General features: G+C 39.7%; 19 protein-coding genes. 16 read left to right on the plus strand and 3 right to left on the minus strand.

The genetic code is table 11. The features are described 5' to 3' along the window. The first annotated feature begins 108 nt into the window (after nucleotides 1–108). Nucleotides 109–549, plus strand: a complete 441-nt coding sequence (locus ACQ334_RS11435; protein WP_430988349.1) for a CHRD domain-containing protein — start codon at nucleotides 109–111, stop codon at nucleotides 547–549. Between the two features lie 258 nt (nucleotides 550–807). After that, nucleotides 808–4,323 carry a chromosome segregation protein SMC gene (gene smc / locus ACQ334_RS11440; RefSeq protein ID WP_430988350.1) on the plus strand — a complete coding sequence of 1,172 codons (3,516 nt, stop codon included), beginning with the start codon at nucleotides 808–810 and terminating at the stop codon, nucleotides 4,321–4,323. A gap of 115 nt (nucleotides 4,324–4,438) precedes the next feature. Here smc and ACQ334_RS11445 read toward each other — a convergent pair whose 3' ends face one another. Further along, nucleotides 4,439–4,603 (minus strand): hypothetical protein, encoded by a 165-nt coding sequence (locus tag ACQ334_RS11445; RefSeq protein ID WP_430988351.1) that lies wholly within the window; start codon nucleotides 4,601–4,603, stop codon nucleotides 4,439–4,441. A 49-nt stretch (nucleotides 4,604–4,652) separates the two neighbouring features. Between ACQ334_RS11445 and ACQ334_RS11450 the strand changes: the two genes are divergently transcribed. The 3 genes from ACQ334_RS11450 to ACQ334_RS11460 all read left to right on the plus strand — a co-directional run bounded on the left by ACQ334_RS11450 (nucleotide 4,653) and on the right by ACQ334_RS11460 (nucleotide 6,357). Next, nucleotides 4,653–4,904, plus strand: a complete 252-nt coding sequence (locus tag ACQ334_RS11450) for a GlsB/YeaQ/YmgE family stress response membrane protein (protein ID WP_430988352.1) — start codon at nucleotides 4,653–4,655, stop codon at nucleotides 4,902–4,904. Between the two features lie 150 nt (nucleotides 4,905–5,054). Then, nucleotides 5,055–5,387: a DMT family protein gene (locus ACQ334_RS11455; RefSeq protein WP_430988353.1), complete on the plus strand. Its 333-nt coding sequence runs from the start codon at nucleotides 5,055–5,057 to the stop codon at nucleotides 5,385–5,387. Nucleotides 5,388–5,535: 148 nt separating this feature from the next. Continuing rightward, on the plus strand, nucleotides 5,536–6,357 hold the full coding sequence (locus ACQ334_RS11460) for a DUF4382 domain-containing protein (protein ID WP_430988354.1): 822 nt from the start codon (nucleotides 5,536–5,538) through the stop codon (nucleotides 6,355–6,357). Nucleotides 6,358–6,403: 46 nt separating this feature from the next. Here ACQ334_RS11460 and ACQ334_RS11465 read toward each other — a convergent pair whose 3' ends face one another. Together ACQ334_RS11465 and ACQ334_RS11470 are read right to left on the minus strand one after the other, a co-directional pair. Then, the gene (locus tag ACQ334_RS11465) at nucleotides 6,404–7,405 is read right to left on the minus strand and encodes a WD40/YVTN/BNR-like repeat-containing protein (RefSeq protein ID WP_430988355.1); all 1,002 of its coding nucleotides are present in this window, start codon (nucleotides 7,403–7,405) and stop codon (nucleotides 6,404–6,406) included. 12 nt (nucleotides 7,406–7,417) lie between these two features. Continuing rightward, a complete protein-coding gene (locus ACQ334_RS11470) occupies nucleotides 7,418–8,134 on the minus strand; it encodes a PrsW family glutamic-type intramembrane protease (protein WP_430988356.1) in 717 nt (238 codons plus the stop codon). A 74-nt stretch (nucleotides 8,135–8,208) separates the two neighbouring features. Here ACQ334_RS11470 and hutH point away from each other — a divergent pair, with 74 nt between their 5' ends. The 11 genes from hutH (at nucleotide 8,209) to ACQ334_RS11525 (ending at nucleotide 22,186) form a co-directional block, all read left to right on the plus strand. Further along, complete coding sequence (gene hutH, locus ACQ334_RS11475; protein ID WP_430988357.1) at nucleotides 8,209–9,717, plus strand: histidine ammonia-lyase; 1,509 nt, start codon at nucleotides 8,209–8,211, stop codon at nucleotides 9,715–9,717. Nucleotides 9,718–9,819: 102 nt separating this feature from the next. Next, nucleotides 9,820–10,887, plus strand: coding sequence for a 1,4-beta-xylanase (locus tag ACQ334_RS11480; protein WP_430988358.1), 1,068 nt, complete (start codon nucleotides 9,820–9,822; stop codon nucleotides 10,885–10,887). A gap of 75 nt (nucleotides 10,888–10,962) precedes the next feature. Then, nucleotides 10,963–11,850 carry a hypothetical protein gene (locus ACQ334_RS11485; RefSeq protein ID WP_430988359.1) on the plus strand — a complete coding sequence of 296 codons (888 nt, stop codon included), beginning with the start codon at nucleotides 10,963–10,965 and terminating at the stop codon, nucleotides 11,848–11,850. A gap of 14 nt (nucleotides 11,851–11,864) precedes the next feature. Further along, on the plus strand, nucleotides 11,865–13,580 hold the full coding sequence (hutU, locus tag ACQ334_RS11490) for a urocanate hydratase (protein ID WP_430988360.1): 1,716 nt from the start codon (nucleotides 11,865–11,867) through the stop codon (nucleotides 13,578–13,580). Nucleotides 13,581–13,613: 33 nt separating this feature from the next. Beyond that, the gene (locus ACQ334_RS11495; RefSeq protein WP_430988361.1) at nucleotides 13,614–13,958 is read left to right on the plus strand and encodes a hypothetical protein; all 345 of its coding nucleotides are present in this window, start codon (nucleotides 13,614–13,616) and stop codon (nucleotides 13,956–13,958) included. A 40-nt stretch (nucleotides 13,959–13,998) separates the two neighbouring features. Next, nucleotides 13,999–14,703, plus strand: coding sequence for a hypothetical protein (locus tag ACQ334_RS11500; protein ID WP_430988362.1), 705 nt, complete (start codon nucleotides 13,999–14,001; stop codon nucleotides 14,701–14,703). A 268-nt stretch (nucleotides 14,704–14,971) separates the two neighbouring features. Next, on the plus strand, nucleotides 14,972–16,465 hold the full coding sequence (locus ACQ334_RS11505) for a caspase family protein (RefSeq protein ID WP_430988363.1): 1,494 nt from the start codon (nucleotides 14,972–14,974) through the stop codon (nucleotides 16,463–16,465). Nucleotides 16,466–16,898: 433 nt separating this feature from the next. Then, nucleotides 16,899–17,900 (plus strand): hypothetical protein, encoded by a 1,002-nt coding sequence (locus tag ACQ334_RS11510; RefSeq protein WP_430988364.1) that lies wholly within the window; start codon nucleotides 16,899–16,901, stop codon nucleotides 17,898–17,900. A gap of 954 nt (nucleotides 17,901–18,854) precedes the next feature. Then, nucleotides 18,855–19,568, plus strand: coding sequence for a hypothetical protein (locus ACQ334_RS11515; protein WP_430988365.1), 714 nt, complete (start codon nucleotides 18,855–18,857; stop codon nucleotides 19,566–19,568). A gap of 510 nt (nucleotides 19,569–20,078) precedes the next feature. Further along, entirely contained in the window at nucleotides 20,079–21,875 is a 1,797-nt protein-coding gene (gene vgrG, locus ACQ334_RS11520; protein WP_430988366.1) for a type VI secretion system tip protein VgrG, read from the plus strand. An 11-nt stretch (nucleotides 21,876–21,886) separates the two neighbouring features. Continuing rightward, nucleotides 21,887–22,186 carry a PAAR domain-containing protein gene (locus tag ACQ334_RS11525; protein ID WP_430988367.1) on the plus strand — a complete coding sequence of 100 codons (300 nt, stop codon included), beginning with the start codon at nucleotides 21,887–21,889 and terminating at the stop codon, nucleotides 22,184–22,186. The last annotated feature ends 2 nt before the right edge of the window (nucleotides 22,187–22,188 follow it).

The following is a 22,188-nucleotide window of genomic DNA, read 5'->3' on the forward strand; positions in this document are numbered from 1 at the left end:
TAAGCAAATTTTAACAGGCAACCCTGGCACCTGTTTTTGCGATTTATTATTAACTACCTGTCTGCAAGACTCCTTCTCAAATTATTTAAACATTTCAAAATTTTCATTATGAAAAATGTAATCATTTTTATGGCTATTGCTATGTTTTCTATTGGAGTTTTATCTTGTAAAAAAGATGACCCGGCCCCCGCAGCAGATCCAACTACTACGTTTAAAGCCACGCTTAGCGGTGCAAGTGAAGTACCTGCTAACGCATCAACTGCCACAGGCACAGCAACACTAACTTTTAATACTGTAACCAAAGTGTTTACGGTTACCGTAACTTATTCGGGTGTAACTGCCAATAATGGTCACATTCACCAGGGAGCTGCTGGTGTAAGCGGGCCTGTTATTTTCCCGTTTGCCAGTTTAACTTCTCCCATTAGTTATACCAGCGCAGCATTGGATGCAACCCAGGAATCCAATCTTAATGGTAACCTGTACTATGTAAACATTCACAGTGCAGCTTTTCCGGCAGGTGAAATAAGAGGACAACTTATTAAGCAATAACAATACAGCCTTACGGTTTCAGGATAAAGCCTTCTTTTCTTTGCAAGGAGAAAGGGAGGCTTTTGTTCTTTTGTATACTACAAATTCGTTGCAAATACATGGGAAAACTACCCGATAATCACCGAAACTTCAATTCTGTTAACAGGTGGCCTTAACCTGTTAAAAACCTGTGAATAACTCTGCATAGTTGGTGTAAACAATGAAATTTTTCTTTTCATTCATTCCGTTATATTTGCCGTCTGACTAAAATAAGAAAACGTGCGTTTAAAGAGTTTAGAAATCAAAGGATTCAAAAGTTTTGCCGACAGAACCGTACTCAATTTTGATGAAGGTATTACCGGCGTAATTGGCCCCAATGGCTGTGGCAAGAGTAATATTGTGGACAGTATCCGCTGGGTAATTGGTGAGCATAAGATCAGCAACCTGCGTAGTGAAAACCTGGAAAGCCTGGTGTTCAACGGTTCCAAAACCCGCAGTGCCAGCGGCCTTGCCGAGGTGAGCCTTACTTTTGAAAATACCAAGAACCTTTTACCTACAGAATTCAATACCGTAACTGTAACCCGTAAATATTACAAGAACGGGGAGAGCGAATACCGCCTGAATGATGTGGCCTGCCGCCTTAAAGACATTCACAATTTGTTTATGGATACCGGTGTAAGTACCGATAGTTATGCCATTATTGAATTGGGCATGGTGGATGATATCATTAAGGATAAAGAGAACAGCCGCCGTAAAATGCTGGAGCAGGCTGCCGGTATCACCATTTACAAAACACGTAAAAAAGAAGCCAAGCTTAAGTTAGATGCTACCGAACAGGACCTGGCACGTATTGAAGACCTGTTGTTTGAGATCAACAACCAGCTAAAAAGTTTAGAAAGCCAGGCTAAAAAAGCAGAGAAATATTTTGAAATAAAAAAAGAATACAAAGAAGTTAGTATTGAACTGGCCAAAGCGGCTTTGGAAGGTTTTAATATTACCTACCGTGACCTTAACCAGCAACAACAGGCCGAAGTAGATAAAAGAATTGAACTGGAAACATCTATTGCTACAGAAGAAGCTGCATTACAACAGGAAAAATTAGGTTTTATTGAACAGGAAAAAGCATTGCAGCAAATGCAGCATGCTTTTAATGATATGCTGGATGGCTTACGTAATAAAGAAAGCGAAAAAAATTTAAGTGCACAGCGGTTACAATATTTAAAAGAAAGAGAAAGCAGCCTGAATGATTTTTTACAAAAAGCAGGCGGGCAATTAAAGGGACTTGATGAAAGCATTCAGTTTACCAGCCTGCAAATAAAAGATGACGAAGTAAAATTAGAAGAGTTTGAAGGTAAATTAGACGAACTGAAAAATGCAGTTGAAGATAAACGTAAAGTATTTGACGAAAAGCGCAGCAGCATTGATGCACTTAGAAGAGAAAACCAGGCCATACAACGCAACCAGTTTGAAGCAGAGAAAAAAGTTGCTGTAGCAGATACTTCCATACAAAACTTGCAACGCACTGTTGTACAAATACAGGAAGAAAAAGCGCAACGCCAAAGCCAGCTGCAACAACTGGAAGCCGATAAAAAAATCAAGGAAGAAGAACTGGAGCAAAAGAAAACCGACCTGCAGCAATTGCAGGACCATCATGAGTTTACCAAAGAACAGATACTGGCTACACAAAATTTACTGGAAGGTTTACGTAATGAATTAGCAGAAGAAAGCAGGAAATTAGACAGTAAGAAAAACGAATACGCTTTATTAAAAAGCCTGATCGACTCAATGGAAGGTTACCCCGAGAGTGTGAAATTCTTACATAAAAATACAGGATGGAATCATGAAGCGCCTTTATTGAGCGATATCATTTATGTAAAGGAAGAATACCGTGCCGCCGTTGAAAATGTATTGGAGCCTTATTTAAATTATTACGTGGTAAATAATTTAGAAGAAGGTTTACAGGCTATTCATTTGCTGGATAATAATAAAAAAGGTAAAGCCAATTTCTTTTTACAGGATAAGTTTACCGGTGTTGAAGAGCATCATCAACCCGAAGGAACAATACCGGCATTGAGTGTGGTGGAGATAGATGGTAAATATTCAAATCTTGCCAAGCATTTATTAGGCAATGTTTTTATTGCAGAAAATGAAGAAGCATTGCGTAACAGCAACGGTGCTGTGGTATTGGAAAAAACCGGTAAATATGTAAAAGGCAAATACTCTTTAACCGGCGGAAGTGTGGGCTTATTTGAAGGTAAAAAAATAGGCCGTGCTAAAAATTTAGAAAAACTTGCGGAGGAAATTACTGCACAGGAATCGATAGTGCATAATTTAAAAGAAGTTATTCAAAGCCGCCACAACGAAGTGATTGCATTTAATGAGCAGTTGAAAGAAAATGCCATTAAACAAACACAACAGGATATTAATAACTTAACCAACCATGTTTTTTCTTTACAAAACAAGTTGGAGAATTTACATCACTTAGAAGAAACCAGCAGCAAAAGGATAGAAGACTTGCAGGAGCAACTGGAAGCTAATCATGATGCTATTGCAAGCACCCGTGATGAACTGGAAAAATTTAATACGCAATTAGAAGAGTTGACGGATAAGATGCAATTGATTGAACAGGATTATGCATCGGCAGAACAGGAATATAGTTTTGCTACTGCTACATTCAACGACAGCAACCTGCAATTTACCAAGCAGCAAAGCAAAGTAGTTTCTTTAAAACAGGAATTTGAATTTAAAAGCAACCAGTTAAAAGATCTGCAGGTACAAATAGAAAGCAGCAATACACAATTAACTGAAGCGGCCACCAGCATTGCAGATACTGCAACGGCATTACACGAATTGGAAACATTGGTGATTACGATGCTGCAGAATAAAGAAGGTGAGGAGAAGAAACTGAATGAAGCAGACCAGGCCTACTACAATTTAAGGAACGCATTAACTGAAAAAGAAAGTGAACTGCGCCACAAACAAAAATCTAAAGAAGGCATTGATACTTTACTGAATGAGATAAAAGATAAACTGACTGAATTAAAATTACAGTTAGCCGGGATGAAGGAAAGATTGAATGTAGAATTTAAAGTAGATCTTGATGCCATCATTGACGAACCAAGAACTGGCGATACGCCATTAGAAGAATTGCAGGAAAAAAATGAAAGGCAGCGCAAGCGCCTGGAAAATATAGGAGAGATAAACCCTACTGCAATTGAAGCGTACACCGAAATGAAAAAGCGCTACGAATTTATCCTGGAACAAAAGAATGACCTGGTTACAGCTAAAGAAAGCCTGATGCTGACAATTCAGGAAGTGGAAGCAACCGCCAACCAGCAGTTCTTAGATACTTTTAATGCAGTAAGAGATAATTTCCAAAAAGTATTTAAGGCATTATTTACAGAAGACGATACAGCAGATATGGTATTGGTAGATCCTGAAAATTTAGCCGATACCGGAATTGAAATTGTGGCTAAACCAAAAGGTAAACGTCCGTCATCTATTGGGCAGTTAAGCGGGGGAGAAAAAACATTAACAGCAACTGCATTATTGTTTGCGATCTATTTAATTAAACCTGCACCGTTCTGTATCCTGGATGAGGTGGATGCGCCATTGGATGATGCCAACGTAGGCAAGTTTACCAACATGATTAAAAAATTCAGTGAGAACTCACAGTTCATTATTGTAACGCACAACAAACAAACCATGAGTGCAGTAGATGTTATTTATGGCGTTACCATGCAGGAAGCTGGTGTAAGTAAATTGGTGCCGGTGGATTTCAGGAGCCTTAATTAGGCAATGAATAATTTATTAATGGATAATGGATAATTTTTTCTAACTGTAGCAGATCACGATCAAAATAAACTTGTGGCGTACAAATAACATTACTTATTTCATTATACAATATTGATTACAGAGCTGGTTTTACGCCAGCTTTTTTTATTGCATAAAAGTTTTGTTTAGCAATCATTTTTTTATTCACCAGACTTTTAATAATTTCTTCAGGAAGCAACCCTGGGCTAAAAATATAAAAGCTGTTGCCCGTTAAAAAATTATCCATTATTTCATTATCCATTATTAATTAGAGTATATTTATTATTATTTAACCTTTTAAAACAAACATCATGGAAGGAGTAATTGTTTCTTTAATTCTTGGTGCTGTTGCCGGCTGGCTTGGCGGGCAACTATTTAAAGGTAGCGGCCTTGGCCTTATTGGTAATATCGTTGTGGGTATCCTCGGCGCTATCATCGGTTACTGGGGCCTGGGTAAGTTAGGTGTAAGCCTCGGCACTGGCTGGGTAAGCTACATCTTAACTGCTGCTATCGGCGCCGTTGCATTACTGGCCTTGCTAAACCTTGTTTTCAGGAAGAGTTAAACCTTATCAATTCTAATAAACCTTATTGTAAAAAGGATACTCATTATTGAAGTATCCTTTTTAATTTTGTACTAAATTTTTATGATCAATAATGTTTGATTGTAAATAAGACATCATTCTCTATTGATCATTCACTATTCACACTAAACCATGATTCGCACTATCTTACTCCTTACCGCCTCCAACATCTTCATGACCTTTGCCTGGTATGGCCATTTAAAACACACCGAAATCCCATTGTGGAAAGCAGTTGCCATCAGCTGGGGTATTGCTTTTTTTGAATATTGTTTAATGGTGCCTGCCAACCGTGCCGGTTTTGCCAATGGCTTTAATGGCTTTCAGTTAAAAATTACGCAGGAAGTAATTACCCTGGTGGTGTTTGCCGTGTTTGCAGTGCTGTATCTAAAGGAGCCTTTTCACTGGAAATACCTGGTGAGTTTTGCATTGATACTGGGTGCCGTGTATTTTGCCTTTAAAAAATAATCCAACACTTTTCCTACAACTGTTTTTTATTCCCGTTCAGCAGTAAGTTTTTACAGCCCGGCAACATTGGCGTTTTTACGGGCCATATTGGTATTAATTTGGTTGCATTATCCATGTAACAAAAATCAATCACCGTAAAAACTTTCGTATGAAAAACAAAAAATCGCTGCTTTTTTTATCGCTGTTCTTTGCAATCGTAATGGTTGCTTTCGTTTCCTGTAAAAAAGATGTATCTACCGAAAATGGTTCAACATCAGGGCCTGTGCCGGCGGGCAAAGCCGAAATGAAAATTATGCTTACAGATGATCCGTCTGTTATCTTCGATTCCATCTTTATTGATATACAAAGAGTGGAAGTAAAAGTAGAAGATTCAACAGGAGCAGAACATTGGGATACACTCAGCATACGGGCAGGAGTGTACAATATCCTCAATTTCAGAAATGGATTAGATACCCTGCTGGCTGTTGGTTTTGTACCCAATGGCGAAGTGGAAAAGATCCGCATTACATTAGGCACAAGAAACTCCGCAGTATTAAATGGCGTTACTATTCCGCTTACCAACATTGCTCCGCAGATTACTGTGGAAGTTAAAGGCGATGTGGATCACCTCGACTTTAATCATTTACGCATCTGGTTAGATTTTGACGGCCATGGTTCCATCAGGTTTCATAACGGAAGATGGGAATTGAAATTACAGATCGGCCATTTTGGTCATCATAGTTCTGGTGAACTGGAAGGCGAAATAAAACCATCAGCTGCATTGCCCGCCATGGTTTCGGTGGTAGACGGAACAGATACATTAAGGGCTGTTCCTGATCATGAAGGGGAATTTAAAATACGTGGCATAAAAGCTACTACTGTAAAAGTCATCATCAATCCATCAAATGGATATAAAGATTCAGTGATCAGTAATGTTATAATCAGGCATAACGATGATACCGACCTGGGAAAGATTGTTTTGCATAGGTAGTTCTTATAAGTATCAACTTAGGGCCGGTGATTCTTCACCGGCTTTTTTATTGCACCAGCTTACCTATCTTTCCGTTACCTGCAAAAAAAACAGCTTTGCCTTTTTTGGCTTTGCGGCAAACATTAAATCCATCCTTGCTTATCCATGTCCAGGTAGCGCCATTGTCCTTACTGTAATCAACACCATTAATGCCACAGGTAACCCAGTTATCGCCATTTAAAAATTCAACACAGCTTCTGTAACCATGCGGCGCAATTACAGGCACAGTAAAAGTATTGCCACCATCAGTGGTAATGCAACAGTTTTTTGTGGTAGAATCTTTGGTGGTAAAATCGCCGCCCACAATTATTACAGTGGTTTTCTTTTTTACATGTTTAACACCAACAGAATTAGCGCCGGTAGTTTCTTTGCCTTGTATAATGGGCAGTTCAATTTTTTTATCACGTATAAACATACGGGAATGTGTGCCGCCGGTGATAAAAACTGCTTCCTGTAAATTTAAAGCTGCCACATTACTACCGCTGGAAGCAAAGCAGGCTTCGCCTTTTTCAGCCACAGGAAAATATTTATCCGGTAATGCCCGCCAGGTTTTGCCGCCATCAAAAGTACGGGCAATAAAAATTTTATTATCAATCGGGTCGCCAATTACAATGCCGCTCATTTCATTCCAGAATTCCATTGCATCTAAAAACATACCGGTGGTTTTATTTTCATACACCACATCCCATGTTTCGCCGCCATCTTTTGTTTTTAAGATATAGGCCGGGGTATCAATACCCATGATGATCGCATTTTTTGCATCAAATGCTTCAATGTCCCTGAAATCTGTTTTCTCAAAACCTTTTACTGTCATCCAGGTAAAAGTATCACCACCATCAATGCTTTTGCCTACAGAGCCCTTACTGCCGCTAACCCATATCACTTTATCATTTACCACACTCAACCCACGCATAGAAGTTTTTTTATCCGATACAATTACCTGAACGGTTTGTGCTTTTGAAAAACTAATAATAAAACAAAACAATAAAATAGAAAATATGCTTTTCATAACAGCTAAGGTTTATAAAGGTGATTTATCGGTGTGAGTAATAGCATTTAAACTATCAATATAATCTTTTGAAATGGCTTGCTTTTTTCGGATGGCCCTGCGGCTTAAATATATGGCAATAATAAAAGAAGCCAGTGCGCCTGCAAAATTTAAAATGCTGCTGCCGATAAATAAAAAGAAATCGAAAGTGCCGTGAAATATTACAGGCCAAAACATAGCCTGAATAAAGTACCAGTTTCTTTTTACGGGATCAAATTTTGCAAAGCCGGTAAAGTAGCCCATCAGCACGCCAAAAGTGGCATGCGCAGGCACCGATAAAAACATCCTGGTAATACCTGTGCCAATGCCATGCTCCATTACGTAACCAATATTTTCCAAAGTGGCAAAGCCCATGCTCACCATTACCGCATATACAATACCATCAAAAGGGTCGTCGAAAGCCTTCCTGGGATAACAGAACAAACGCAATACTAAAAACTTGCTGCCTTCTTCGCTTAAAGCCACTACAGCATAAGCAAATATGGCTACCGAAACATAAGAGGCACTGCCTAAATGTTCTGCAGAAATACCAAATATTTTCTCTATAATAAATGCAGGGATAATGCTCAGCATACCAAAAATAAAACTCAGCAGCAGCAACCACAACGGCTCTTTGTTGTATTTATCTTTAAGGTAAATAAAAATGCAGATGGCTAGCCCGGGGGCAATGGCTAAAGCTAATAAGCCCATGATAGAGAAAGGTTTTTTAGTTACTTTTGAACAAGTTAAAATAAATTTACGATTAGCCAAAAAATTGCCGGTACATGAGTTATAATTATCTTCCGCTGGATAAGAGCCCTTTGAATTTTCAGCAGGTAAAAAACCTGTTAGCTTTCGATCAGTTGGTGTCCATTACATTTGATGCACACCACCGCATTACCGAATGCCGTGAGTATTTAGATAAAAAATTAGATAATGATGAGGCGTTGTTTTACGGCATCAATACCGGTTTTGGTTATTTGCAAAATGTAAAGATAGATAAAACACAATTGCAGCAACTGCAAAGCAATTTAATACAATCACATGCCTGTGGCCTGGGGGAAGAAGTACCCATTGATATTGTGAAACTGATGGTGATGCTGAAAATTAAATCGCTCAGTTATGGTCATAGCGGCGTGCAGATAGATACCGTAAAAAGATTGATGGAAATGTACAACGCCGGTGTATTTCCTGTAATTTATACACAAGGTTCATTAGGTGCATCGGGAGATCTGGCACCATTATCTCATTTAAGTTTACCATTAATTGGTTTGGGCGAAGTATGGCACGAAGGAAAAAAAATGCCTGCTGCTGAAGTGTATAAAAAATTTGACTGGCAGCCCATACAATTGCAAAGCAAGGAAGGCCTGGCATTGATCAACGGTACACAATTTATGAGTGCTTATGGCATGCATAATTTATTAATTGCCGAAAGGTTATTACAATGGGCAGATATTATTGCCGCCATTTCTTTTGATGCCTTTGATTGCACAATGGAACCATTGCATCCTAAAATTCATTCTATACGCAGCCACAAAGGGCAGGTAGATACCGCAGCTAACATCAGCAGTATTTTAAACGGTAGTGCTATTGCCACGCAAAAAAAACAACAGGTACAGGATCCATATAGCTTCCGTTGCATACCACAGGTGCATGGTGCAACTAAAGATACTTTCGATCATGTGCTGAGTGTGTTCATTAAAGAAATTAATTCTGTAACGGATAACCCCAATATTTTTCCTGATGAAGATTTGATTGTAAGCGGTGGTAATTTTCACGGCCAACCCTTAGCGTTATGCCTGGATTTTTTAGCCATTGCGATGAGTGAGATTGGTAATATCAGTGAAAGAAGAACCTACCAGTTAATCAGCGGACAAAGAAACCTGCCTTTATTTTTAGTAAAGGACGCCGGCCTCAACAGTGGCTTTATGATTCCGCAATACACTGCTGCCGGTATTGTAAGTGAAAATAAACAATTGTGTACGCCTGCTTCAGTAGATTCTATTTCTTCTTCCAACAACCAGGAAGACCATGTGAGTATGGGGGCCAATGCGGCTACCAAATGCAAAAGGGTAGTGGATAATGTAGAAAAAGTGTTGGCGATTGAATTACTGACTGCTGTGCAGGCATTGGAATTCCGCCGGCCGTTGAAAAGTTCAGATAAAATTGAAGCGATCGTGAGTGCATTCAGAAAAGAAATCAGTTTTAATGCAGCGGACAGGATTTTGCATGAGGATATGGTGAAAGCTATTGACTTTGTGAGGAGTTATAACACAGAGTTACACGAAGAATAACACAGAGTTACACAAAAGGATAACACAAAGTTACACAAAGGATAGCTCTGAGTATCTCTGCGAAAACTCCGTGCATCTCAGTGGCAATAAAAAAACTTAAATATGAAAAAATCTTACCTGGCTCTTTTACTCCTTGGTATTGCGGCTACAAGTTTTACCCAACCCAAAATATGGCCCGCCACTAAAGCCAACAACTGGTACAAACAACAACCCTGGTTAGTAGGCGCCGATTTTTTACCCAGCACCGCCATCAACCAGTTAGAAATGTGGCAGGCACAAACCTTTGATGCTTCCACCATCGATAAAGAATTAGGCTGGGCACAAAATATCGGCATGAATGTAATGCGGGTGTACCTGCACGACCTGGCATGGAAGGCAGATGCTACCGGTTTTAAAAAACGCATGGCTATTTTCTTAGACATAGCCGCCAAACACAATATCAAAATACTCTTTTGCATTTTTGATGATTGCTGGAACCCCGATGCAAAAATTGGCAAACAACCCGAACCTAAAGTTGGCGTACACAATTCAGGGTGGGTGAGGAGCCCTGCACAAGCGGTACATAATGATCCCTCACAATGGGACTACCTGGAAGCATATGTAAAAGATATTTTAACCACGTTCAAAAATGATAAAAGAATTTTAATGTGGGACCTTTACAATGAACCTGACAACAGCGGCTACGGGTTAACGTCATTGCCGTTATTAAAAAAAGTATATGAATGGGGCTGGGCAGTGCGGCCATCACAACCATTAACGTCAGGTGTTTGGTCTATGGAGTTTCCTGAAGTAAATACATTCCAGCTGGAACATGCTGATGTGATCACTTTTCATAATTACGATGATACGGTAACGATGAAAAAAGCGATCGATAGTTTACTGAAAATTGGACGCCCTCTGATTTGTACCGAATACATGGCCAGGAAAAACAACAGTAAATTTGAAACGCACCTGCCCATTTTAAAACGCTATCATGTAGGTGCTATTAACTGGGGTTTGGTAAGTGGTAAGAGCAATACTATTTTTCCATGGGGTAGCAAAGAGGGCAGTCCTGAACCAACACCCTGGTTTCATGATGTGTTTAGAAAAGACGGTACACCATATGATGTAAAGGAAACAGAATTGATAAAAGCGCTTACAAAGAATAACACAAAGATGCACAAAGAATAACACGGAGTTACTCAATGAAAGCTCCGTGTATCTCCGTGAAAAAACTCTGCGTATCTCTGTGGCAAAATTAAAATTATGTCTGATAAATCAAAGTATATTGTATTCCTGGTTTGTGGTGGCTTATGCTCTTTTGTTATGAAAGATCATGGAAAATATTACCTCAAAAATCGTTGGTATACCTCTTCCAGTCCTTATTTTGCTTTAAAAGCCCGGCCTAAAAAAGTGATAGAATATTTTTATTCCAGAACAGACAGTCTTTTAAAATCGGATATAAAAAAATTTGGTTCTTGGGAAGAGTGCATCTATGATACTGCGGGCAATCCTGAATATAGAAAGCTGTTCTTTGATGATAATTACTGGTCCTCGTATACTTACCAATATAGTCCGTCTGGTTATAAAACGCTGTCAGAAAAAATGTCAAAGGGTGTAATAACAAAAGGCGTTTTTACAACCTTTGAAGCTGCAGGTAATGGAACGTTTAAACAAAAAGTAATGTATGAGAGCAATACTACCGGTAACATTCTGTACCGTTCTAAAAATAACGGCAATGAAATTTTTACAGAAGAAACCAGGCAGAACGGGAATAATAAATTGGGCATCAATACCTATAGTCAGTATAATGGCGAACAGTTGATAAGCAGGGTGATCAGTAACATCATGGGAAGAGATACCGTTATTGAGAAAGAAAAATATTTTTATGGCAAAGAAAATGCCATCGACAGTATAATCACTGTCAGCAAATTACAATCTCAGCGTGACTATTTCTTTAAAAACGAATCCGGGGATCCGCATACAGAGATCACTATCAAAAACAATGATACTACCAGTTACAATACCTATACTTATATTTATGACGACAAGGGAAACTGGATAAGAAGATTGGGAAAAAATCATTTATTAAATCCTGATCATTACGTTAAAAACATACAATACAACCTCATCATAAGGGAAATAACTTACTAACTAACGATTTTAATATGGTAACAGCAACCAAAAACTACGATGCAATCAAATACGCCACCCCAACCGGCAACACCCTCACCTGCAAAGGTTGGGTACAGGAAGCTGCATTGCGTATGCTCTTAAATAATTTAGATCCTGAAGTAGCCGAACGCCCGGAAGATTTAATTGTTTATGGAGGCCGTGGTAAAGCAGCAAGAAATTTTGAAAGCCTGGACTTAATTATAAAAGCATTAAAAGCTTTGGAAGAAGATGAAACCTTATTAGTGCAAAGCGGTAAACCCGTTGCCATGTTGAAAACACATAAAGATGCACCAAGGGTATTAATAAGTAACTCTCAACTGGTACCCAACTGGGCCAACTGGAAACATTTTGATGAACTGGAAAAAAAAGGTCTGATGATGTACGGCCAGATGACTGCCGGCAGTTGGATCTACATCGGCAGCCAGGGCATTGTGCAGGGCACTTACGAAACCTATTCTGCCATTGCCAATAAACATTTTGGCGGCACATTAAAACATACATTGAATGTAACTGCAGGTCTTGGCGGCATGGGCGGCGCTCAGCCTTTAGCAATTACCATGAATGAAGGTGTGGCATTAGTAGCAGAAGTAGAAGAATGGCGCATCGATAAAAGATTAGAAACAAAATACCTCGACGAAAAACATACCAATATCGACGATGCTATTAATGCGGCTATGCATTACCGTAAAACAGGCGAAGCAAAAAGTATTGGCGTATTGTGCAATGCCGTGCATTTGTTAGACCGCCTGATACAAAGAGAAATTATACCCGATACGCTCACCGACCAGACCAGTGCCCACGACCCGTTGATAGGGTATTTGCCACATACCATGACCAACGAACAGGCCAATGTATTGCGTGAACAAAACAAAGAAGAATACATCCGCTTCAGTTACGAAAGCATGCACCTGCATGTACAACTGATGATAGAATTAATGGATAAAGGTGCCATTACATTTGATTACGGCAATAATATCCGTGCCAGAGCGAAGGAATACGAAGAAACACATGTGCACCATCCGCAGGTGCCGCATTACAAGCCCGGCCGTTGCTTCGACTTTCCTGGTTTTGTACCAGCTTACATTCGCCCCTTATTCTGCGAAGGTAAAGGACCATTCCGTTGGGCAGCACTCAGCGGCGACCCTGCTGATATTGCTGTAACCGATGATGTCATCCGTAATTTATTTCCGCAAAATAAATCTTTGCTGCGCTGGTTAGATTTAGCAAAAGAAAAAATTGCTTTTCAAGGTTTACCGGCAAGAATATGCTGGCTGGGCCAGGGCGAAAGAGAAAAAGCAGGCCTTGCTTTTAACGAACTGGTACGCACCGGAAAAGTAAAAGCGCCCATTGTTATTGGCCGTGATCATTTAGATACCGGAAGTGTGGCCAGCCCTAACCGTGAGACGGAAGCCATGCTGGATGGCAGCGATGCTGTAGCCGACTGGCCCATACTGAATGCATTGGTCAATACAGCAGGTGGCGCTTCGTGGGTATCCTTACACCATGGCGGTGGCGTGGGCATGGGCTACAGCATACATGCAGGCATGGTGATTGTTGCAGATGGTACGGATGATGCAGCTGCAAGGCTGGCACGTGTGCTACGTAACGATCCGGGTATGGGTGTGATACGACATGCTGACGCAGGCTATGACGTAGCAAAGGATACGTTGAGGAATAACCACCTCGATTTCAGAAGCAGGTTACAATAAATTTTATGATATGCTTATTGCTCAATAAGTTTTATGGAACACCAGACATTTATACTTAAAGGAAAAAATATTACAGCACCCCTGAGCGAATTTGTGCGCCATTATTACCAGGAAGCTTTTTTAAGCGAATACCTCGGCGGATTTTTAATGGTGTATGAAGACTACAGTTTATTAGATGGCAATGATATCATGATCTGCCTGCGCCTGGATAGTACAGCAAGTGAAGATGGTATTATAAGAATTGAAATGATATCAGGCGGTGGAAGTGGTGACCTGGTAACAGGTGCACTGTTCGGCAGCGAAAAAAGACGCATCAGGCATTTTGCTGAAGCACTGCATATATTTTGTGCGGAGAAAAATATTGTGCTTGAGACTTAGCCAGTAATTGGCAGTAATAACAATAAATAAAAATCAGGCTATGAAAAATATACTCTTTGTATGTTTATCGTTTACAGGCTTATTAGCAAATGCACAAAAGGTAAATCCTGCTGTAGCAAAGTCTGCGGCATTTTATAACAAAACAATGGTGCAGATAAAACCGGTGTACAAAAACTATGTTGCCCAGACTGCCAAAGCATTCAGCAACCGGAAGCTGAATATCGACAGCCTTAAGCAAACCATGAAAACGCCGGGTAATTCGATGTTCAGCGATCTTACCGCCCTTGATATAAGTACTGTTATACAATTGGTAATGCAGGCAATGGTGGCGGAGAATGAAGCGGATATAAAAAGTACAATGGCAAAAATGGAGGAGATCAATAAAAAGAAAGAAGCCTTACGCCAGGAAGCAGAACGTATTAAAGATGCTGCCAAAACAGCGGAGTATGCCGGCATAAAGAATATGTCAGCCGATATGGATAAGAGCCGCCAGCAAAAAGAAACACCACGTAAAGCCACAGACAGCAGTAAAATAAAAGTACCCATCTATACTGCCGAACAGGCAAAACGTTTAGATGCCATACAAAAAGAAAAAGATGCCATCAGTGAAATGGGTGAACAAGATCAATTGCACCTGCAGCAATTAATGGAAAAGAAAAACCAGTTGGAATCGATGATCAGCAACACGATGAAGGCGGTAGAGGATACACAAAATAGCATTAGTAATAATCTTAAAGCCAGTTGATGAGGAAAATGAAATTCATGTAATGGGGGGTGAAACTATTTGGCATTAAACGGTGGGGGATATTGGGGAGGCTTTGAGGAGGAGTATTGGTTGATTAGTTTTTATTTTAGATATTAAACATTACTTTTATTAAAGTAATAAAATACAGGTGATAACTCGAAAATATTTTGTTCATTTTTTAATTAGCATTCAATTGATTAGTGAACAAGAGTTGCGTTAATACCGGAGTTGTACGGTAATACAGTTGCAACACCCTAATAATTGAAACATGATTGACAGATATCAATTAACAAAGGATATACTTGCTTTAGCGGACAGCACACCATTATCCAAGGTAGACATTGCCCCCATTATCGAAAAATATTCTGTTGACTTAGAATTAGAGCAGCAACGTTCCTTACGTGTAACAATAATGGCTATTCTCAGAGAGCTTAGAGAAAATAAGGAAATAGATTTTTATGATGGAAACTTCATGATTACAGCTTCTCAGGGAGGTGTTTTTTTTGGTAATGGCGGGATGATCAGAAGTACACATAAAAGACAAACGGAAATAGAAAAAAATAATGTAATGGCAAGCCCTAAAGTAGTATCAGGCCCTAAAAAAATTCAACTTTCAACGAGAAGAAATATTTTGGATGGGTTTCTCATAACTAGAGTTTCATGGAATGGAAATCTAGACCAGCCTAGCTTTTTAAGTAGGTTATATGATTTGGCGTCTCTACCATCGTTTGATACTAGATACAAAACCGCTGGCGAAGACATCCATAAACATACTGTTATGAATGATGATTGGCCTGAAGAATGGATTTTCACTGATGAGAGATTTAATCTTCTTCACGCCGGCGATAAAGAATTCCTTGATTTTTTATGTATGACCCTTCATCCAACAGTAAGACAAAACAATGAAGAGTTGACAACGCTTTTGGAAATTTATACAAACAACTTAAAAAGAGATGGCTTTACTCTTGACAAAACCGGAGAGATAGCAGGTCGACCTATTTTCTCTCCGGTGGAACTAAGTGCAGTAAAACCTATTACTACCACAACAACTACCACGACGACTACTACAACGATAAGACCTGAAATTAGAAAGGCTCTAGTTATTGGCTGTAGTTTATATCAACATGCTAATCCACTTGTAAATCCACTCAATGATGCAAACGGAATGGAAGCCATTTTAAAAACTTTAGGATTTGAGGTTACAAAAAAAATTGACCCAACTCAGAAGGAACTTAAAATAATAATTGATGACTTTGGAAATGAACTTAAAGGCAGCGATGTTGGACTTTTTTATTTTGCAGGACATGGTGTTCAAGTTAAAGGCTTAAACTATTTAATTCCTGTAGATGCAAATCTTACGACAGAAAAATTAGTTGAATATGATTGCGTTGAAGCTGCAAGAATATTAGCTCACATGGAAGATGCAAGGACATCTGTCAATTTAATGATTTTGGATGCTTGCAGAAATAATCCATTTGAAAGAAGTTGGGGACGAGGTATTGGATTAAGGGGGTTAGCTACTATGAACGCCCCCAAAGGCTCTCTCATTGCTTACTCAACTGCACCAGGAAATACAGCATCTGATGGCAGCGGCAATAATGGATTATACACTGAAGCTCTACTTAATCATATTAATGGCAAAGGTTCTCAGGTCTATACCATGTTTCAAAAAGTACGACTAGAGGTAATGGAAAAATCCAAAGAGGAACAAATTCCGTGGGAATCGACATCACTCACTGCAGATTTTTATTTCAATCGTTGATGTACTACCTCACCACTGGCGCCAGTCTTCTGCCGTAGGCAGGCGACTGGTGTCTACTGATCTTAGTGGTTTGCAACCGCGGCATACACTTCAATAAAATAATGCCGCTTCTCACCAGCACCTTTCATTCCTACGGAACTTGCAAAACTCCTTATAATTTTTTCTACCCACCTGTCGTCCCGCTGGGACGGTCTGTCCGTATTGATCATTTTTTCAGTCTGCAGCAAAACCTCCCGGGCAAAATCAATCTACATGAGTTTTCTGTAGCCACCGCTAACTAATATCGGGCTAACCAATTTCTATTTGGCTTTTAGTTATTAACTTCAATGGCAGTTTTTTAATTGGGCTTCGGTACCAGGCAGGAGGAATCCTGATTCCCCGCCAGCGGCAATGACTGCCCGTTATCGGCATCCCTTTTTTTAATTACAATAGTATGGATAACAAAAATTTTAACCGGCGAAAATTTTTAAATCAATTAAGTGTAACTCTCGGCACAGGCCTTATTGCTTCGGGTTTTACAATTCCTGTGATAGATAAGAGTAACAAGGAATGCAAAGAGACGCCAATTGTAGAATTAGGCCCTTATGCTGTTATGAAATACCGGAAACAAGCTGACCATGATATTGATCTGACACAAATTGAAGGCAATTCAGGTATTGCATTTGGACAAATCATAACTGTATCTGGCAGGATAACCGACAAGGACTGCAACCCGGTACATTCAGCTATAGTAGAAATATGGCAAGCCAACCACTATGGCAAATATCATCATGAATATGATAAAAGCGACTACCAGGACGACCCTAACTTTCAAGGCTGGGGACAGGCAATTACAAATGAACAAGGAGAATATAAATTCAAAACGATTTACCCGGCACCTTATGGAGGAAGAACAAGGCATATTCATTTTAAAGTGTCAGGAAAAAATTATCACGAACTTACAACGCAACTGTTTTTTGAAGGAGAAGAAAGAAATAAAAAAGATCCTATCCTGAAAATATTTACACACGAAGAGCAACAGCTTATCATCCGGCCGCTGATAGATAAGGATAATGTAAAGCAGGTAGAATTTAATATTGTTTTAAATAAAGTTCAACACGATGGCTTACCCGAAAAGGTACTTAAAGAATATACCGGTAACTATTTTTTAAAGAATGCACCTTTTGATATGAAGGATTTTATGAAAAAAACAATGGGAATTGAAGTAAATAATTTTGACCTGAAAATAGCGCATAAGAAAGACCAGTTATTTATGACACTTTCATTTTATCCTGTTATTGAACTTGTCTGGACTTCTAAAGATGAGTTTGAATCATGGTCTTTTAGTAACACCTATATAAGATTCAGAAGGGGGGACAATGGAAAAGTGATAGGATTGAAATTGCATTTTGGAGAAGATGACTATGTGGAAGCAACGAAGAAAAACAAGCGCTGACTATAACAGCCGCTAACATTCGGGTTGGCAAAATAGGAGGTAATGAAATATACTCAATTTTCTATTCGCTATTCACCTTCAGATCCAGTCGAGGAATAAAGCCAGCTAATAAAATAAACAATGAACTTTTATTTATAAATTTAACCTCAGTTCTGGCAGGCGGTTATCAAAATCCCAACATCGCCAGGCCATGGACGTAAGCAGCAATTATGAGGTCTGTATTTTTATCAATATTCCTGTCATCTTTTTGTCTGGCCTCTTTTGCCCAGACACAAGATGATATTATCATTTTGCTCGACAAGCTAAAAGGACAATCTGAATACATCACGAAAGACTCTTCGGTTTTAAGATTACTTTCCAACGGAGAAAATCTCTTACCATATCTTTCAAAACAATTTACCGATAGTACAAAATCAAAGATATTTTCTAAGTGCACAGGTCGTTTACTAACACGAGGCGAACTTGCAATAATTATAGCCGACCGAATTGAAGGGATGCCTTACTTCACCTTGACGGGATTACAAAATTGTACCCTTGAAACTTGCAACAATAATCCCAATTTTGTTGAATACTATTTAGAGTTCATAAGATTAAGGGGCATGACAAAACTCTTTCAAAAACGATATGACGAATGGTTAGTTAGTTCAGACCGAAAGAAATACAGAAAAGATAAATCAAGTAAGTGATGTACACTCTCTGGCGCAGGTGTGTTGCTGTAGTCAGGCCTCCCGTATCTATTGATCTCAGCAATCCTGAGCGAAGTGGAAGGTACAACCGCAGCACACCCTTCAACAAAACAATACTTCTTTTGTTTTTCAATTTAACATTTGTATCAGCCCGGCTTTTTAAAAGTCTGATCAACAGGATACCGGCAGTGAAACATAATACCCATTGCAGGGTATAAAATCAGTTGACTAAGACAACTATCTTTAGATTCAATAATAACCGAAAGCCATGTTTAAATATCACCAATCGTTTTGTGTAAGTTTTATTATTGCGGCTTGTTTTTTTATAAGCAGTAATTTGCAGGCGCAACAAAGTGCACCAAGTGGCGCTGCTAAAAGCAAAACAGATACTGCTTCTCAAAAAGCATTCAATGATATGTTCGATAGCTTGTTGATACAAGAGAAGGAATTTTTTGACTTGGTTAATAAGTATCCTGCTGCTGAATTTTTAATATCGCCTCCCGAACCTGCTGTATTCAGAAAAAAATTCATGGAGTTTTTACCAACCGGTCTTTCAAGAATGGAAGAGATTGTAGCAGGGCATAAAGATGATGAAGATACAGTTTATAACTATTTTTTAAATAAACCTGTATTGCCCGGCACCTACAATAATCAATACGAATACATGACAGATGGTATGTTGCAGTTTGATGCCGGTTTAATGGCATGGATTGATTCCGCTGTGAATGAAGCAGCAGCAATAAAAAAAGTGACTGAGTGGAAAGCAATGTTGCAAAAAGCTTTTCCGGAAGATGCAGCCAAAATGAAAGTAGAAACAAATGCATCCGGTGATCAGTTTATTACTATTACACATCTGCGAAATTCGGTGATAAATAAAGATAGAACCGGGTACACTACAATGCCCGGATGGACGCTTACACTAAGGCATTTTATTTCCAATTCAAAACATGATATTAGCCTGATGATAATGCCGGGAAAATAAATTGGAACAACTACAGTATACCACTGGCACCAGTCTTCTGCCGTAGGCAGGCGACTGGTGTCTATTGATCTTAGCGGTTTGCAACCGCGGCATGCCCTTCAACAACACAACCGAAGCCCATTCTTCAACCCTCCATAAAACAGCTGATCTAATACGTTAGTAACGCCCCGCCTATACCCACTCTGGTAGAGCGCAAAAAATAAACCATGTAAAAATGGAGAGTCTCTATCTTTTACACGGAAAACAGAAGATGCAAACCCTGGGTAAAGCCGTGGTTACTCCGTACCAAAGTCGTAGTGAAGCCGGTAGAAGTCGGTAAATACTTCTTGCCAATACAATAGTTAGTACTTATCTGCACCCCTCGCTGGGAAAGTGTACACAAAGCATAAACAGCGTACGTAAAATAGATTCAATTCAAATTTCTTCCCCAACACAATCCTCAATATTTATCTTTATTATTACATCACCATTAATGTTATTTTATTTGGATAAAAATTAAAACAAATTAGTATGGCAGCAAAGGAAATACAATCCGGCAGCACGGTAACTTTTCTAATAAAAGTTGCAGGCAAACCTATACCGGATGCAACAAGGATATTGTCTGTTGATATAGAGAAAAGAGTAAACAGGATCACAAATGCAAAAATTGTTATCCTCGATGGAGAAGCCAATGCCGGGCAATTTGAAGCCAGTTCTTCAGATACTTTTGTTCCCGGTGCAGCAATAAGTATTGAAGCCGGTTACGATAATGAGAACAAAATTATTTTTGAAGGGATCATTACCGGGCAAACCATTCGCATTGATAATGCAACAGGTGCAGCACTTGAAGTAGTATGCAGGGATGCCGCCATAAAAATGACGGTAGGAAGAAAAAGCCTAACCTATACCAACAAAACCGACAGTGAAATTATTGCATCAATCATAGCAACTTACGCAGGCCTGTCTGCAAATGTTGCCGCTACCGCAACCGCATGGCCCGGGCAGGTGCAATATGATGTTACCGATTGGGATTATATACTTGCCCTTGCAACAGCCAATGGTTTAATAGTAACTACTATAAACGGTGTGGTAACCGTAGCTACACCCGCCAATAACACCAACCCCATATGCAGCGTAATTTACGGAAGCACTTTAATGGAGTTTAATGCCAGCCTCAATGCAGTTAACCAGGTAAGCCAGGTAAATGCCAGCGCATGGGATTATAAAAACCAGCAACTCAACAGCGGGCGGGCTATACCTGATGTTGAAGGCCCGGGAAATTTGTCTGCAAAAAAATTATCCGGTGTAATTGGCCTTACCAGTTACAACCTGCAAACAACTGCACCGCTTGATGCTGCCGTTCTCGAAAACTGGAGCAAAGCACAAATTATAAAAAGCGAATTTTCAAAAATAACCGGCGAGGCAAAATTCATGGGGACCAATCTTGTGGAGCCTGCAAACTACATCACCATGGCTGGCATCGGCGATCGCTTTAACGGTGATCATTTTATTTCAGGCGTATCGCATACTATAGCTGAGGGCAACTGGTACACAACAGTGGCGCTGGGCATTTCGCAGGATGGGTTCATGCAGCAAGCAGATGTAATGTCGCCGCCTGCATCGGGGCTTTTGCCTGCAGCCCGGGGTTTATTAAATGGTATTGTAATAAAAACATTTGATGATCCCGAGTCGCAATACAGGGTACTGGTTGATATACCCATGTTTGATAACAACGGCGCAGGTATATGGGCAAGGCTGTCTAATTTTTATGCCACAAACAATGCAGGCGTATTTTTTTTACCCGAAGTAGGAGATGAAGTGGTGGTGGGTTTTTTAAACGAAGACCCACGCTATCCCGTTATACTGGGCAGTATGTACAGCAGTGCAAAACTAAAACCGCAGCAGTCATTGGTGCCCGGTGCAGCAAATCAGTTGAAGGCCATTGTTTCCAGATCGGGTATCAGTATACAATTTGATGATGTTAATAAAACACTTACCATTTGCACACCTGCTATTAATACTATGGTATTTAGTGATAAGGATAAACAGGTAACTGTTAATGATGAAAATGGAAACAGCCTGGTAATGAGTGCGGATGGTATCAGCATTAAAAGTGCAAAAGATATCAATATACAATCTGGTCAGAAAATTAATTTACAGGGAACGCAGGGTGTAAATATTCAGTCAGCAGGCGGTGATATTGAGGTGAGCGGAATAAATATACAGGAATCGGCACAAGTGGCATACAATGCGCATGCAGGTGCAACAGCAAAAATTACCAGCGGTGCAGAATTAACATTACAGAGTGCCATGATCATGATCAACTAAAACTATATTCTATGCCAGCAGCAGCAAGACTTACAGATTTTCACGAATGCCCGATGCAAACACCGGGTGCCCCACCCATACCGCATGTAGGCGGTCCTGTTATAGGGCCTTGTGCAAACAATGTATTAATAGGCAAACTGCCTGCCGCAAGGGTGGGTGATAACCTGGTATGTGTTGGCCCGCCTGATACCATTGTAAAAGGATCGGCAACGGTACTGATCGGTGGCATGCCTGCCGCAAGGGTGGGAGACGTTACTGCACATGGAGGTAAAATAGTATTGGGCGCAGCGAATGTGATGATTGGAGGGTAAGA

This window comes from Ferruginibacter sp. SUN106, from assembly GCF_050611765.1.
In the GTDB taxonomy this organism is placed as follows: Bacteria; Bacteroidota; Bacteroidia; order Chitinophagales; family Chitinophagaceae; genus Ferruginibacter.